This is a genomic window from Kaustia mangrovi (assembly GCF_015482775.1).
Taxonomy (GTDB): Bacteria; Pseudomonadota; Alphaproteobacteria; order Rhizobiales; family Im1; genus Kaustia; species Kaustia mangrovi.
In genome coordinates, this window is sequence record NZ_CP058214.1 from 264,195 (window position 1) to 278,678 (window position 14,484).

A 14,484-nucleotide genomic window follows, 5' to 3' on the forward strand; every position below is an offset into this window, starting at 1 on the left:
GGGATACGCCGGATGCGGACCGGAAAGAGCGGGAGGGATCAGAAATCGAGGGGAACGATATCGACCAGATCGCCGGCCCGGGCGGGGCTCGCGAAGGGCGTGCGCACGACGAGACAGTCGGCGGAGGCGAGCATGCCGAGCATGGAGCTGTCTTGCCGGTCGTAGGGCGTGGCGACGGGGTAGCCGTCGTCGCCGGGCTTGAGCGTCGCGCGCAGATAGTCCTGCCGGCGGTCGTTCTCGCCGAGGTCCCGCCCGAGCCGTGCCCGGAGGGGGCGGTCGTGCTCCGCCGACCTGCCGAGCAGCGCATCCATCAAAGGCTTGAGGAAGATACGGCCGCAGACAAGGGAGGAGACCGGGTTTCCGGGAAGCCCCAGAACGCGCAGATTGCCGAGGCGACCGTACATGAGCGGCTTTCCGGGCCGCATGGCGATGCGCCAGAAGGAGAGGTCGAGGCCTTCCTCGGCCAGCGCCTGCTGCACGAGGTCGTGATCGCCCACGGAGGCTCCGCCGAGCGTCACGAGGATGTCGCAGCCGCGCGCGCGGGCAATGGCGGCACGAAGCGCGTCGAGATCGTCGCGCACGATGCCGAGATCGAGAGCCTCGGCCCCGAAGCGTTCCACGAACGCCGCGAGCGCGTAGTTGTTGGACGAGACGATCTGGTCGGCCCGCGGCGTCTCGCCGGGCACGACGAGCTCGTCCCCGGTCGGCATGATGGCCACACGCGGGCGCCGGCGGACCGGCAGGACCGCCCGGTTCATCGCCGCGGCAAGGCCGATGCGGCGCGCATTGAGCGTCATGCCGGCCTCGAGCAGCGTGTCCCCCGTGCGGAAATCGAGGCCCGCCCGGCGGACATAACGCCCGGCGGATGCCGGCTCCTGAACGGTGACGGTGTCGCCCTCGGCGCGCGTGTCCTCCTGGATGACGATGGTGTCGGCCCCGTCGGGGAGTGGCGCGCCAGTGAAGATGCGCACGGCCTCGCCCGGTCCGACCGCACCGTCGAACCCATGTCCCGCAGGCGCCGTACCGATGAGCCGGAGTGTTGCCGGCGCCGTGGCGACGTCCGCGCCGCGAACCGCATAGCCGTCCATCGCCGAGGTGTCTGCCGGCGGCTGGTCGCGGCCCGCGATCAGCGGTTCGGCGAGGATGCGGCCGGCAGCGTGCGACAGGGGAACCTCCTCGACGCCCAGAGGCTCCACCGCCTGGAGAATTCGGGCCAGCGCGTCCTCGACGGGGAGCAGGCTCATCGCGTCGCCCTCATGCCTCGGGGGCCGTGTAGTGGCCCGATTTGCCGCCGGACTTCTCCACGAGCCGGATGTCGCCGATCACCACGCCGCGGTCGACGGCCTTGACCATGTCGTAAAGCGTGAGGCAGGCGACGGACGCCGCCGTCAGCGCCTCCATCTCAACGCCGGTGCGGCCGGCGAGCCTGCAGGTCGCGCGCACATCGATCCGCGACGCCTCCTCCACCGGCTGAAGCGTCACGTCGATATGGGAGAGCTGGAGCGGGTGGCAGAGGGGAATGAGCTCGTGGGTGCGCTTGGCCGCCATGATGCCGGCAAGCTTCGCCGTGCCGAGCACGTCGCCCTTCTTCGCCGTGCCCTCGATCACCATGCGCAGCGTCTCCGGCTTCATCCAGACGCTCGCGCCCGCGACCGCCACGCGCTCGGTGACCTCCTTGGCGGAGACGTCCACCATGCGCGCCTCGCCATGCTCGTCGATATGGGTCAGGCCCTTGCCGGTCATGTCGCCTCGCCATGGGGTTCGGCCGCCGCCGGCAGGCCGAGAAGGGTGCGGGTCGCGGCGGCCACGTCGTCCTGCCGCATCAGGCTCTCGCCGACGAGGAAGGAGCGGATGCCCGCCTTCGACAGCCGGGCGAGGTCGTCGGAGGCGAAGATGCCGCTCTCGCCGACGGCGAGACACTCCTCCGGCAGGAGCGGGGCAAGGCGCTCCGCCGTCTCCAGCGTCGTCTCGAAGGTCCTCAGGTCGCGGTTGTTGATGCCGACGAGCCGGGAGTCGAGGGCCATCGCCCGGTCGAGTTCCGCACCGTCATGGACCTCGACGAGGACGTCCATGCCGTAATCGGCCGCGGCGGCCTCGAGCTCGGCGGCGAGCCCGTCGTCGATCATCGCCATGATGAGGAGGATGCAGTCCGCGCCCCAGGCTCGCGCCTCGGCCACCTGATAGGGGTCGAGCATGAAGTCCTTGCGCAGGCAGGGCAGGGCGGTCGCCGCCCGCGCGGCGGCAAGATAGTCGAGCCGGCCCTCGAAGGACGGCGTGTCGGTGAGCACGGAAAGGCAGGCCGCCCCGCCCGCCTCATAGGCCCGGGCGAGCGCGGGCGGGTCGAAATCGGCGCGGATGAGCCCCTTGGACGGGCTCGCCCGCTTGATCTCGGCAATGAGGCCGTAGCCCTGCCGCTGCTTCGCCTCGAGCGCCCGCCGGAAACCGCGGGGGGCATCGCCCGAGGCGCGGATATCGGCATCGAGGGCGGACATGGTGCGCTCAGCCTTCGCGGCCGCGACCTCCTCGCGCTTGTAGGCGGCGATCCTGTCCAGAATGGTCGTCATGGCATGCGCCTTCCGTCCTATCCGTTGGAGACCTTGACGAGCCGGTCGAGCACGGCCTCCGCCTCGCCGCTGTCGATGGCCTGGCAGGCCATCGCCGCGCCCTCCTTGAGGTCGCCCGCCTTGTCGGCGACGACGAGAGCGGCTGCCGTCGTCATCGCCACGACGTCGCGATAGGGGCCCTTCTGGCCGGCGAGCACGGCACGGATGGCGGCCGCATTGTGCTCCGCGTCGCCGCCGCGCAGATCGTCGGGCTCGGCGCGCGGCAGGCCGGCATCCTCCGGGGTGACCTCGTAGGTCGTCACCTTGCCGTCCTTCACCTCCGCCACATGGGTCGGCCCGGTCGTGGTGATCTCGTCGAGCCCGTCGGAGCCATGGGTCACCCAGACGCGCTCCGCGCCCAGCGTATTGAGCACATGGGCGAGCGGCTCCACCCATTGGAGCGCATAGACGCCCACGACCTGCCGGCGCGTGCCCGCGGGGTTCGACAGCGGCCCCAGCACGTTGAAGATGGTGCGGGTGCCGAGCTCCACGCGCGTCGGTCCCACATGGCGCATGGCGGCATGGTGGGCCGGCGCGAACATGAAGCCGACATTGGCCCGGTCGATGCACTCGGAGATCTTCGCGGGCGCGATCTCGATATTGACGCCGAGTGCGACGAGCGCATCCGCCGCGCCCGATTTCGACGAGAGCGCCCGGTTGCCATGCTTGGCGACCTTGAGGCCGCAGGCCGCCGCGACAAGCGCGGAACAGGTGGAGATGTTGTAGGTCCCGGACACATCGCCGCCGGTGCCCACAATGTCGATGGCGTCGGCGGGGGCGTCCACCGGCGTCATCTTCTCGCGCATGATTTCCACCGCACCGGCGATCTCGTCGACGGTCTCGCCGCGCACGCGCAGTGCCATCAGGAAGCCACCCATCTGCGAGGGGGTCGCCGCGCCCGACATGATGATGTCGAAGGCCCGCCGGGCATCCTCGCGCGACAGCGCCTCGCCGTCGGCGGCCTTGGCGATCAGGGATTTGAGATCGGACATGGGTTTCTGGTCCCGTCTCCTGTCGGTCCTCTCAGTCCGTCCGAGGTCAGTTGACGCCGGCGAGATCGAGGAAGTTTCTCAATAGCTTGTGACCATGCTCGGACGCAATGCTTTCGGGATGGAACTGAACGCCGTGAACCGCGTGGTCGCGATGGGCGAGCCCCATGATGATGCCGTCCTCTGTCCAGGCAGTGATCTCCAGGCAATCGGGCAGGCTTGCGCGATCGACGATCAGGGAATGATAGCGGGTCGCCTTGAACCCGTCATCGATATCGCGGAACACCGAGTGGCCCTCATGATGCACCGCGGAGAGCTTCCCGTGCATGACGCTCGGCGCACGCACCACCTTGCCGCCATAGACCTGTCCGATCGCCTGATGGCCGAGACAGACGCCGAGAATGGGCAGCGAGGAGCCCGCCGCGGCGATGAGGTCGAGGCAGATGCCCGCCTCATTCGGCGTGCAGGGACCAGGCGAGAGCACGATGGCGCGCGGGCCTTCCGCCAGCACCTCCTCCACGCTCACCTGGTCATTGCGGTAGACGCGGGTGGTCGCGCCGAGCTCGCCCAGATAGTGGACGAGATTGTAGGTAAAGCTGTCGTAGTTATCGATCAGCGTGATCATGTTTTTCCAAGTCCTTCACGCTACTGGCCGCGGCTGCTTTCGCCGGCGAAGCGAACCGCTTCCTCCGCCGCGCGGAACAGCGCCTTGGCCTTGTTCACGCATTCTGCCTGCTCGGCGTCCGGATCGGAATCGGCGACGACGCCGGCCCCGGCCTGCACATACATGCGCCCGTCCTTGACGACGGCGGTGCGCAGCACGATGCAGGTATCCATGTCGCCATTGGCGGAGAAATAGCCGACGCAGCCCGCATAGGGCCCGCGCTTCTCCTTCTCCAGCTCGTCGATGATCTCCATCGCGCGGACCTTGGGCGCGCCCGACACCGTGCCCGCCGGAAAGCCCGCGACCAGCGCGGAGATGGCGTCGTGGGACGGGTCGAGATCGCCTTCCACATGGGAGGAGATGTGCATGACCTGGCTGTAGAACTCCAGCGCGAACTGTTCCACCACATGGACGGAGCCGATGCGCGACACGCGCCCGACATCGTTGCGCCCGAGATCGAGCAGCATGAGGTGCTCCGCCCGTTCCTTCGGATCGGCGAGCAGCTCGTCGGCCAGCGCCTTGTCCTCGCTGGGCGTGGCACCGCGCCGTCTGGTCCCCGCAAGCGGGCGGATGGTCACCTTGCCCTCGCGTACCCGGACCAGGATCTCCGGGCTCGAGCCGATGACGGAGAAGCCGCCGAGATTGAGATAGTAGAGGAACGGGGAGGGGTTCACGCGCCTGAGCGCCCTGTAGAGGGTGAAGGGCGCGAGCGTGAAGGGCGTCTCGAAGCGCTGGCTCAGCACCACCTGGAACGTGTCGCCGGCGAGGATGTACTCCTTCGCGCGGCGAACCATCTCCGCATATTCCTGCGGGCTCGTATTGGAGACCGGCGGCGCGATGGGCGGGGCGTCGGGCTCTGCATGGAGCTCGCGGTCGAGCGTCTTGTCGAAGGCGGCGAGAATGTCGTTCAGCCGGTCGCTCGCCCGGGCGTGCGCCGTTGCGGCGGGCAAGCCGTCGGTCGGGTAGACCGGGGCGACGAGCGTCACCTCGTCCTTCACCGAGTCGAAGATCGCCATCACCGTCGGGCGCATCATGATGCCGTCCGGCAGATCGACCGGATCGGGATTGGGTTCGCCAAGCCGCTCCATCAGCCGCACCATGTCGTAGCCCATATAGCCGAACACGCCGGCCGCCATTGGCGGCAGTTCCTCCGGCAGGTCGATATGGGAGGAGGCGATGAGCTCGCGCAGCGCGTCCAGTGGCGTCCCGTCGAGCGGCTCGAAGGGGCCTTCGGGATCGATGGCGGCCTTCCGGTTGATCTCCGCGCGGCTGCCCTGGACGCGCCAGATGATGTCCGGTTTCAGCCCGATGATCGAATAGCGTCCGCGAACGGCGCCGCCCTCGACCGATTCCAGAAGCAGGCTGTAGGGCTCTTCGTGAGCGAGTTTGAGGAACGCCGATACGGGCGTTTCGAGATCGGCGACGAGGCGCGTCCAAACGACCTGGGCCACGCCCTCATCGTAGAGACGGCCGAAGGTCTCAGCATCTGGTGCAATAATCATGGGACCCTGCGCGTTGTAACAGGCGTCGGAAAGCGACGGACTTGAACGATGGCGATGTGGGGACGGAAATCAGGATTGCTGGCCGCTGAGCCGCGGCCAGAGCTCGTTGTTGATTTCCACGCCAAGCGTGTCCTCGAGGTCGAGCATGTACTGCCCGAACAGGTCGTCGCCGATATTGGTGCGCAGGACGCGCGCGAGCGCCCGGGCCTGCTCGCTGCCGGGGGAATAGGCAGGATCGGCCTCGCGTGTCGGCTCGATCACGAGGAAGGAGCCGGTCGTCTCGTCATAGGTGGAGGTGGCGCTGTCGATGGCCCCGCGGAAGAGGGCGGCGACTGCCGCGCTGCCGAAGCCCGGAGCCGTCTCCGTCCGGTTCAGCGGGCCGATATCGCCGACGGTGGCACCGATCTCGGCGGCCAGCTCGTCGAGGCTCGCCCCCTCGTTCGCCCTCTTGGCGAGCGCCTGCGCCCGGTCGCGAAGCTGTTCGCGGCGGCGCTCGGCCGTCAGCTTCTCCACGGCCTCGTCATGCACCTGATCGAGGGGCTTGACCGTCTCCGGCACGACGTCGATCACGTCGACCCAGACGAAGCCCTCTTCCGGCGTCGGCACGGGGTCGTTCTCCACGCCCACATCGCTTTCGAAGGCGAGCGAGACGACTTCCTCCTTGGCGGGAATGTTCCGTATGGGCTGGCCGTCCGGGCCGTTTCCGGCACGGTCGATGGCATCGACCTGGATCAGGGGCAGGTCGACGCTCTGGGCAATCTCGTGCAGCGTGGCACCGCTGGCGCGCTCGTCTTCGATCCGGTCGTGCACGTCGAGGATCTCGTCCTTGGCGCGCTCGAGCTTGAGGGCCTTTTCCAGATCGTCGCGGACCGCGTCGAACGGCTCGACCGAGCCGGGCTGGATCTCCGTCACCGTCAGGAGAACGGTCGAGAGCCGGCCCTTGACGGGCTGGCTGACCTCGTCCTTGCCGAGCGCGAAGGCGGCCTCGGCAAGCGTCGCGTCGGGAATGCCGTCGCGCGTTACCAGTCCGAGGCCGTAGTCGGTCTCCGTCAGGCCGCGTTCCTCGGCCACCGCCGTGAAAGCCTCGCCATTGGCAATGCGCTCGCGCGCCGCGGCGGCCTCCTCCTCGCTGGGGAAGGGGATCTGCAGCACACGGCGCTTCTCGGGTACCGTGAACTGCTCCTTGCGCGCCTCATAGGCCGATTTCAGCGCCTCGTCGGAAACCGATACCGTGTCGACGAGATCGGAGGGCTGCAGCTTGAGCAGGGCGAGCGTGCGGAACTCCGGCGCGGTGAAGTCGCGCTTGTGGGAGTCGTAATAGGCCTTCACATCCTCCTCGCTCGGTGCGGCGACCTCGCCGGCGGCGTCCTGGGGAAGAGTGAAATAGCGGCCCGACCGCGTGGCGTTGCGGTGGGTGAAGACAGCCTTTGCGAGAACCTCCGGGACCGTGAGCTCGCGGTCGACGGCGCTGGCGACGCTCGCGCGCAGGAGCCGCGCGCGTTCCAGCTCGACATAGCCGGCTTCCGAAAGGCCATTGGCCTGGAGCAGGCGGATGAAGCCCTGCCGGTCGAACTGGCCCTGCGCGTTCTGGAAGGAGGGATTGGAGACGATACGCTCGGCGACCGCGTCGTCGGGAACGGCAAGGCCGAGCCTGCGGCCCTGTTCCTCCAGTGCGGCCTGCTGCACGAGCTGGCCCAGCACCTGCCGGTCGAGCCCCATCTGGCGGGCCTCGTCGGGCGTGATCAGCTTGCCGGTCTGCTGGGAGGCCGCGCGGATGCGCTGGTTGAAGGTGGTCGTGAAGGTCTCCGCCGGAATCTCGTGATCGCCGACGGTCGCGATCACGTCCGACCGGTATCCGGTGAAGACGTCGGACACGCCCCATACCGCGAAGCTCGCCGCGAGGATTGCGACGAAGAACTTCGCAACCCATCCGGCTGTCTTGCTTCTGAGCGCTGTAAGCATGCCCTGGACCGTATTCCCTGTCGTTCCCGATGGCTGCCGCCCCCTGGCGGCAGACCGCAAATTCGCGGGGCGCATCATAGAAACGCCGCATCGCCCCGGCAAGCACTGTTCGCGAAACTTTGCGGAACTCGCCGCGGTGATAGAACCCTTTTTGCGAGTCTGCTAATCACACTGCACTTATAAGGGCCCGCCCGAGGGTGCAAGGGGCTCGTTCTAAAGAGGGGAGCAGATGGCTCACAGGACACGCAGACCCCTGGTGGCGGGGAACTGGAAGATGCACGGCTCGGCAGCCTCGATTGCGGAGGTGCGCCTGCTGGTCGCCATGCTGGACGGTGTCGGGCTCGCCTGCGACGTCATGATCTGCCCGCCCGCCACGCTGATCGGGCGGCTTTGCGAACTGGTCGGCGACGCGCCGATTGCCGTCGGCGCGCAGGATTGCCATGCCGAACCGTCGGGGCGCATACCGGCGACATCGCCGCGGAGATGTTGCGGGATGCCGGCGCGAGCGCGGTGATCGTCGGCCATTCGGAGCGCCGCAGCGACCACGGCGAGGACGATGCGGCGGTGCGCGCCAAGGCCGCCGCCGCCCACCGGGCCGGGCTGACAGCCATCGTGTGTATCGGGGAAACGCTCGACGAGCACGATGCGGGCCGCACCCTCGATGTGGTGGCGAAACAGCTCGACGCCTCTGTGCCGGACGGAGCCACCCCGTCGAATACCGTGATCGCCTACGAGCCCGTCTGGGCCATCGGCACGGGCCGCACGCCGACCGTGGACGATATCGGCTCCGTGCACGGGTGCCTGCGCGAGGTCCTGTCGCGAAGGCTCGGGGCGGACAATGCGCGAGGGATGCGCATTCTCTATGGCGGCTCGGTCAATGCCGGAAACGCGAAGGCGCTGCTCGCAGCCCCCGATGTGGACGGCGCGCTGGTCGGCAGCGCCAGCCTCCAGGCGAAGGACTTCCTGGGGATCGTCGCCGTCTACGGCACGTGAGCGCGGCCCCGGCGCCGGCAAATTCGGCGCGCCGGCTTGAGACGAGCCGGGGCCTCGGCCAAATGGTGGTTTGCAACAGGGCGCAATTCGCGCTAAACGCTGGCCCGCGCGGTGCCCGACGGGTCGCGGCGCATGCTCTGATCCCTATGGCGACAGGATTATGGAAGCGGTACTTCTGGTCATTCATCTCCTGGTGGCGATCGCCCTGATCGCGGTCGTCCTTCTGCAACGCTCGGAAGGTGGCGCGCTCGGCATTGGCGGCGGAGGCGGCGGCGGGATGTTCTCGCCGCGCGGCGCCGGCAATATCCTCACCAAGGCCACGGTCGCGCTCGCGGCGGTCTTCTTCCTGACATCCATCACGCTGACGATCATTCACCGCGAATCGGGCGGGCCGTCCTCGATTCTCGACGACATCCAGTCGGATGCGCAGCAGGAGGAGAGCGGGGGACAGTCCGGCGGCGATGGGTCCGTACTGCCGAACCTGCCGCAGTCGAGCCCGTCCCAGGAGCCTCAGGTTCCGGTTTCGGAGTGAGTTTCAACCCATTGGATTCAGTGGGTAGTTTGGTTTGATCCACAGTGCGGAGTTGTGCCCTGCCGGTCTGGTCCAGACGTTCGGCTCCGCATAAATCTGTTCGCAATCACTTCTGTTGGTGTATTCTGCAATCCCATGGCGCGGTACATATTCATTACCGGCGGCGTGGTCTCCTCACTTGGCAAGGGGCTGGCGTCTGCTGCGCTCGGAGCGCTGCTTCAGGCGCGTGGCTACTCTGTGAGGCTGCGCAAGCTCGATCCCTATCTCAATGTCGATCCGGGCACGATGAGCCCCTATCAGCACGGCGAGGTGTTCGTCACCGACGACGGCGCCGAGACGGATCTCGACCTCGGCCATTACGAGCGGTTCACCGGGCGGCCCTGCACAAAGCGGGACAACATCACGACGGGCCGCATCTATCAGGACATCATCGCGCGCGAGCGGCGTGGCGACTATCTGGGTGCGACGGTGCAGGTGATCCCGCACGTCACCGACGCCATCAAGAATTTCGTCCTCGACGGCAACGAGGATTACGACTTCGTGCTCTGCGAGATCGGCGGCACGGTCGGCGATATCGAGGGACTTCCGTTCTTCGAGGCGATCCGCCAGCTCGGCAACGAGCTGCCGCGCGGGTCCTGCGTATTCATCCACGTGACGCTCCTGCCGTATATCCCGAGCGCCGGGGAGCTCAAGACGAAGCCGACCCAGCACTCCGTGAAGGAGCTGCGCTCCATCGGCATCCAGCCCGATATCCTGCTTTGCCGCAGCGACCGCGATATTCCGGAAAGCGAGCGGCGCAAGATCGCGCTGTTCTGCAATGTCCGCGAGAGCGCGGTCATCCAGGCGCTCGATGTCGGCTCGATCTACGACGTGCCGGTCGCCTATCACGGGCAGGGGCTCGACGTGGAGGTGCTCGACGCGTTCGGCCTCGACCATGCCAAGGAACCGGACCTTGCGCGCTGGGACGAGATCTCCGAGCGCATCCATGTGCCGGAAGGCGAGGTGAAGATCGCCATCGTCGGCAAGTATACCGGTCTGCCGGACGCCTATAAGTCGCTCAACGAGGCGCTCGTCCACGGCGGCATCGCCAACAAGGTGCGCGTTTCCCTCGACTGGATCGAGGCGGAGATCTTCGAGCAGGAGGACCCGACGCCGTTCCTGGAGGGGGTCCACGGCATTCTCGTGCCCGGCGGGTTCGGCGAGCGCGGCGCGGAAGGCAAGGTCGCCGCGGCGACCTTCGCGCGCACCCGTGAAGTGCCCTATTTCGGCATTTGCTTCGGCATGCAGATGGCCGTGATCGAGGCGGCCCGCAACATGGCCGGGATCGAGGCGGCGAATTCCACCGAGTTCGGCCCGACCGACGAACCCGTCGTCGGCCTGCTCACCGAATGGATGCGCGGCAACGAGCTGGAGCAGCGCAAGGCGAATGGCGATCTCGGCGGCACGATGCGGCTCGGCGCCTATGAGGCCTTGCTCGCCGGCGACAGCAAGATCGCGGGGATCTACGGCGCGACGACCATCTTCGAGCGCCACCGCCACCGCTACGAGGTCAATATGCGCTACCGCAACCTCCTGGAGGCGGCGGGCATGCGCTTCTCCGGCATGTCGCCGGACGGTCTTCTGCCCGAGACGGTCGAACTGGCCGACCACCCCTGGTATATCGGCGTGCAGTACCATCCGGAGCTCAAGTCCCGCCCCTTCGAGCCGCATCCGCTCTTCGCCTCCTTCATCGAGGCGGCGGTCGAGCAAAGCCGGCTGGTTTGACATTTGCCGTCGCGGCCATCGCGTTTAAGCTTCACGGGCTTTGAACGGCGGAGGGCAGCCATGACCCCGACGGGTCGAACCACAACGGCGGGAAGATCGCCGGCATCGCGGATCGTTGCGGGCTGGCTCGTCGCGTTTGCCGTTCTGGCCATGCTCGCCACTGGCGCCCTGGCCCAGGGCGCCGGCCTCGACGCGCTCGATCGCGATATCCGCCAATGGAAGTCCGACGTCGCCGATATCCAGAAGCAGCTCCAGCGGCCGGGCCTGGAAAACGAGGAACTCAACAGCCTCCGCTCGCGCCTTGAAAGCCTGCGCACGCAGATCCTCAGGCGCAGCGACGACCTGAAGCCGCGGCTCGACGAGCTCAAGACGAGCCTCGAACAGCTCGGCCCCGCGCCCGATGGCGGCACCGAGACGCCCGACATCGCCAATCAGCGAAGGGCCCTGCAGGAGGAACGCGAGAGGGTTTCGGCGCTCCAGAAGCAACTCGACCTCCTGTCCGTACAGGCCGATCAGCTTTCCACGCGCGCAGCCGAGATTCAGCATGCGCGCTTCTTCCGCATGGTGTTCGAGACGAGCCGCTCAGCGCTCAATCCCCTTGTGTGGATCGAGGGGGCCTCGGGGCTCCAGACCCTCAACGAGCACCTCTCCTCCATCGTGCATAGCTGGTGGTCGAAGCAGCTTGGCGGGCTTGGCACAGTCCAGCTCCTGCTGCTGGCGGTGAAGATCGCCGCGGCAGTCGCCGCGGGCATCGCCATGCGCATGATCCTGAACTGGCTGCTCGGGCCGAACACGGCGAATGTGCATCCCTCCACGCTGGAGCGCCTGTGGCGTGTGTTCCGCGCGGCCATCGTCGATACGGGCTGCACGCTCCTCGTCGCCATCCTGCTCTTCCTCGCGCTCGACGGCTCGGAGGCGTCCGACCAGGCACGCCGTGTCTATTGGGCGCTGGTGACCGGCATCGCGATCTTCGTGTCGTTCAGGGCCTTCAGCGGCCGGATCTTCGCCCCCGGCGAACCGAACTGGCGGATTACCCCCACGAGGATGCGCTCGCGCGGCGGATGAAGCGCCTCCTCGACCTGATGGCGCTCGTCATCGCCGTCGACGCGGTGTTCCAGCGCGTCACCGAGACGCTGCTCCTGCCGGTCCAGCTCTCCATCGTGCAGAGCGCGGCGACGGCCATTGCGGTGGCCGTGCTGCTCGCGCTCGCGCTCCTGTCGCACCGCACGAGCGGCGATTCGGAGGAAGAGGGGCAGGGGACGGGCGATCTGGCCTGGGTCGACAGGGCCATGCCGGTCTACTGGGTGGTCCTGGCGGCCATCGTGCTGTCGCTCGTTCTGGGCTTCGTCGCGCTGGCCCATTTCCTGGCCGCACAGGTCTTCGTGATCTCCACGCTCGTCGTTGTGCTCTTCCTCCTGCACCGGTTGAGCGACGAACTGGTCAATGACGGGCTGAAGCCCCACCGCCCCGTCGGCCGGTTCCTGCGCCAGGTGATCACGCTGCGCGAGAATACCGTCGACCGGTTCGCGGTCGTGCTGACGACATTCGTCGATTTCGCGCTGGTCTTCGTCGGGCTGCCCGTGGTCTTCGCGCAGACGGCGGTCACCTGGATCGATATCCAGAGCTGGATCAACAGCATCTTCTTCGGTTTCCAGATCGGCGGCGTGACCATCTCGATCTCCACCGTGGTCACGGCCGTCCTGGCGTTCTTCATCGCGCTCGGCCTCACCAAGCTGTTCACCCGCTGGCTCGACGCGCGCGTCCTCTCGCGGACCCAGGTCAACAAGGGCATCCGGGATTCGATCCGGACCGGCGTCGGCTATATGGGGTTCCTCGTCGCGGCCATCCTCGCGCTCTCCTATACCGGGGTGAATTTCGACAATATCGCGCTGGTCGCCGGCGCCCTCGGTGTCGGTATCGGTTTCGGCCTGCAGAGTATCGTGAACAACTTCGTTTCCGGCCTCATCCTGCTCGCCGAGCGGCCCATCAAGGTCGGCGACTGGATCAAGGTGTCGGGCGGCGAGGGCTATGTGAAGCGCATCAATGTGCGCTCCACCGAGATCGAGACCTTCGAGAAGTGCTCGATCATCGTGCCCAACTCGAACCTGATCTCCGAGCCCGTTCAGAACTGGACCCATAGCGATACGATGGGCCGGGTGACGATCCGCGTCGGCGTCTCTTACGGCTCCGATCCGGAGGAGGCGCGCGCCATTCTTCTCGATTGCGCGCGTGCGCACGACAAGGTACTGGCCTTTCCGGCGCCGGCCGCCTATTTCGTGGATTTCGGCGCGAGCTCGCTCGATTTCCTGCTATTCGCCTATATTGGCGACGTCAATTCGGTCTTCACAGTGGGCAGCGATCTCAGATTTGCGATCTTCAACGCCTTCCGCGAGAAGGGCATTGAGATTCCGTTCCCGCAGCACGACATTCACCTGCGCAGCTCCGCCCCGGCCATGAGCCCGATCGAGCCGGGCTCGGGCTCGGGCACGGCGATCCGCCATGGCGGCGAGGGGCCGGAGCCGTTGACGGGCGACCCGGATGGAGGCGAGTGATGAAGGGGCTGGACCATCTGGTTCTGTGCGTGAACGATCTGGAGGCGGCGCGCGCCGTCTATGGCGCCATGGGCTTCACGCTGACGCCGCTGGCCCGCCATCCCTTCGGTACCGAGAACAGCCTCGTCCAGCTCGATGGCAGCTTCCTGGAGCTTCTCGCGGTCGGCGATCCGGGCGCAATCCCCGAACACGGGCCTGGCCGGTTCAGCTTCGCCGCCTTCAACCGCGACTATCTGGAGGAGGGCGAGGGGCTGTCCATGCTGGTGCTCGACAGCGAGGATGCTCGCGCCGACTGCCGCGACTATGCGCGCCGCGGGCTTGAGACCTACGAGCCGTTCGATTTCTCGCGCATGGCGCGCCAGCCCGACGGCCGCGAGGTGACGGTCGGGTTCTCTCTTGCCTTCGTCAGTCATGCGGATATGCCGCGCGCAGGCTTTTTCGCCTGCCAGCAGCATGCGCCGGACTATTTCTGGAAGCCGGACTTCCAGCGCCATGAGAACGGCGCGCGGCGGCTCGGCGATGTCATCCTTCTGGCGGGCGACCCCGCCCGCTACGAGAGCTTCATGACGGGGTTCACAGGCGTGGACGAGGTGTCGCGCGACGATGGCGAGCTGCGCATTCAGACCGGCCGCGGCACGGTCACCATGCTGTCGCCGGAGGCCTGGCAGCGGCATTTCCCGGCCGCCTACGCGCCCGATCTCGGCAACGGGCCCCGGCTCGCCGGCTACAGGGTGATCGTCGACGAGCTCGGCAAGGCGCGCGACTGCCTGGAGGCCGGCGGGATCGGCTTCGTGCAGGATGGCGGGCGGCTCGAGATCGGGCCGGCCGACGCCTTCGGCACCATGATTATCCTGTCGGAGCATCTCTAGGCGGCGCGGCGACCCCCGCGACCTGTCCCGTCGTCGCACACGCGTCGTCTCTCA

Annotated in this window: 12 protein-coding genes and 1 pseudogene; 6 read left to right on the forward strand and 7 right to left on the reverse strand. The window is 67.4% G+C overall.

What is annotated here, in order from left to right:
• Positions 1–38: 38 nt before the first annotated feature.
• From HW532_RS01280 to HW532_RS01310, 7 genes are all read right to left on the reverse strand, one after another.
• A complete protein-coding gene (locus HW532_RS01280; RefSeq protein WP_213162700.1) occupies positions 39–1,244 on the reverse strand; it encodes a molybdopterin molybdotransferase MoeA in 1,206 nt (401 codons plus the stop codon).
• Between the two features lie 10 nt (positions 1,245–1,254).
• Positions 1,255–1,743 (reverse strand): cyclic pyranopterin monophosphate synthase MoaC, encoded by a 489-nt coding sequence (gene moaC / locus HW532_RS01285; RefSeq protein WP_213162701.1) that lies wholly within the window; start codon positions 1,741–1,743, stop codon positions 1,255–1,257.
• A complete protein-coding gene (trpC, locus tag HW532_RS01290) occupies positions 1,740–2,564 on the reverse strand; it encodes an indole-3-glycerol phosphate synthase TrpC (protein ID WP_213162702.1) in 825 nt (274 codons plus the stop codon). The genes moaC and trpC overlap by 4 nt, the downstream gene beginning before the upstream one ends.
• A 17-nt stretch (positions 2,565–2,581) precedes the next feature.
• Complete coding sequence (gene trpD / locus HW532_RS01295) at positions 2,582–3,595, reverse strand: anthranilate phosphoribosyltransferase (protein ID WP_213162703.1); 1,014 nt, start codon at positions 3,593–3,595, stop codon at positions 2,582–2,584.
• Between the two features lie 46 nt (positions 3,596–3,641).
• Positions 3,642–4,217 (reverse strand): anthranilate synthase component II, encoded by a 576-nt coding sequence (locus HW532_RS01300; RefSeq protein WP_213162704.1) that lies wholly within the window; start codon positions 4,215–4,217, stop codon positions 3,642–3,644.
• Between the two features lie 20 nt (positions 4,218–4,237).
• Positions 4,238–5,758: an anthranilate synthase component I gene (trpE, locus tag HW532_RS01305; RefSeq protein ID WP_213162705.1), complete on the reverse strand. Its 1,521-nt coding sequence runs from the start codon at positions 5,756–5,758 to the stop codon at positions 4,238–4,240.
• A gap of 69 nt (positions 5,759–5,827) precedes the next feature.
• Positions 5,828–7,720: a SurA N-terminal domain-containing protein gene (locus HW532_RS01310; protein WP_213162706.1), complete on the reverse strand. Its 1,893-nt coding sequence runs from the start codon at positions 7,718–7,720 to the stop codon at positions 5,828–5,830.
• A gap of 229 nt (positions 7,721–7,949) precedes the next feature.
• Here HW532_RS01310 and tpiA point away from each other — a divergent pair.
• The 6 genes and pseudogenes from tpiA to HW532_RS01340 all read left to right on the forward strand — a co-directional run bounded on the left by tpiA (position 7,950) and on the right by HW532_RS01340 (position 14,430).
• A pseudogene (tpiA, locus tag HW532_RS01315) lies at positions 7,950–8,713 on the forward strand (triose-phosphate isomerase).
• Positions 8,714–8,873: 160 nt separating this feature from the next.
• Complete coding sequence (secG, locus tag HW532_RS01320; protein WP_213162707.1) at positions 8,874–9,245, forward strand: preprotein translocase subunit SecG; 372 nt, start codon at positions 8,874–8,876, stop codon at positions 9,243–9,245.
• 135 nt (positions 9,246–9,380) lie between these two features.
• The gene (pyrG, locus tag HW532_RS01325; protein ID WP_213162708.1) at positions 9,381–11,009 is read left to right on the forward strand and encodes a CTP synthase; all 1,629 of its coding nucleotides are present in this window, start codon (positions 9,381–9,383) and stop codon (positions 11,007–11,009) included.
• Between the two features lie 60 nt (positions 11,010–11,069).
• On the forward strand, positions 11,070–12,074 hold the full coding sequence (locus HW532_RS01330) for a DUF3772 domain-containing protein (protein WP_213162709.1): 1,005 nt from the start codon (positions 11,070–11,072) through the stop codon (positions 12,072–12,074).
• The gene (locus tag HW532_RS01335; protein WP_213162710.1) at positions 12,071–13,561 is read left to right on the forward strand and encodes a mechanosensitive ion channel family protein; all 1,491 of its coding nucleotides are present in this window, start codon (positions 12,071–12,073) and stop codon (positions 13,559–13,561) included. The genes HW532_RS01330 and HW532_RS01335 overlap by 4 nt, the downstream gene beginning before the upstream one ends.
• The gene (locus tag HW532_RS01340; protein ID WP_213162711.1) at positions 13,561–14,430 is read left to right on the forward strand and encodes a VOC family protein; all 870 of its coding nucleotides are present in this window, start codon (positions 13,561–13,563) and stop codon (positions 14,428–14,430) included. The genes HW532_RS01335 and HW532_RS01340 overlap by 1 nt, the downstream gene beginning before the upstream one ends.
• Positions 14,431–14,484: the final 54 nt, after the last annotated feature.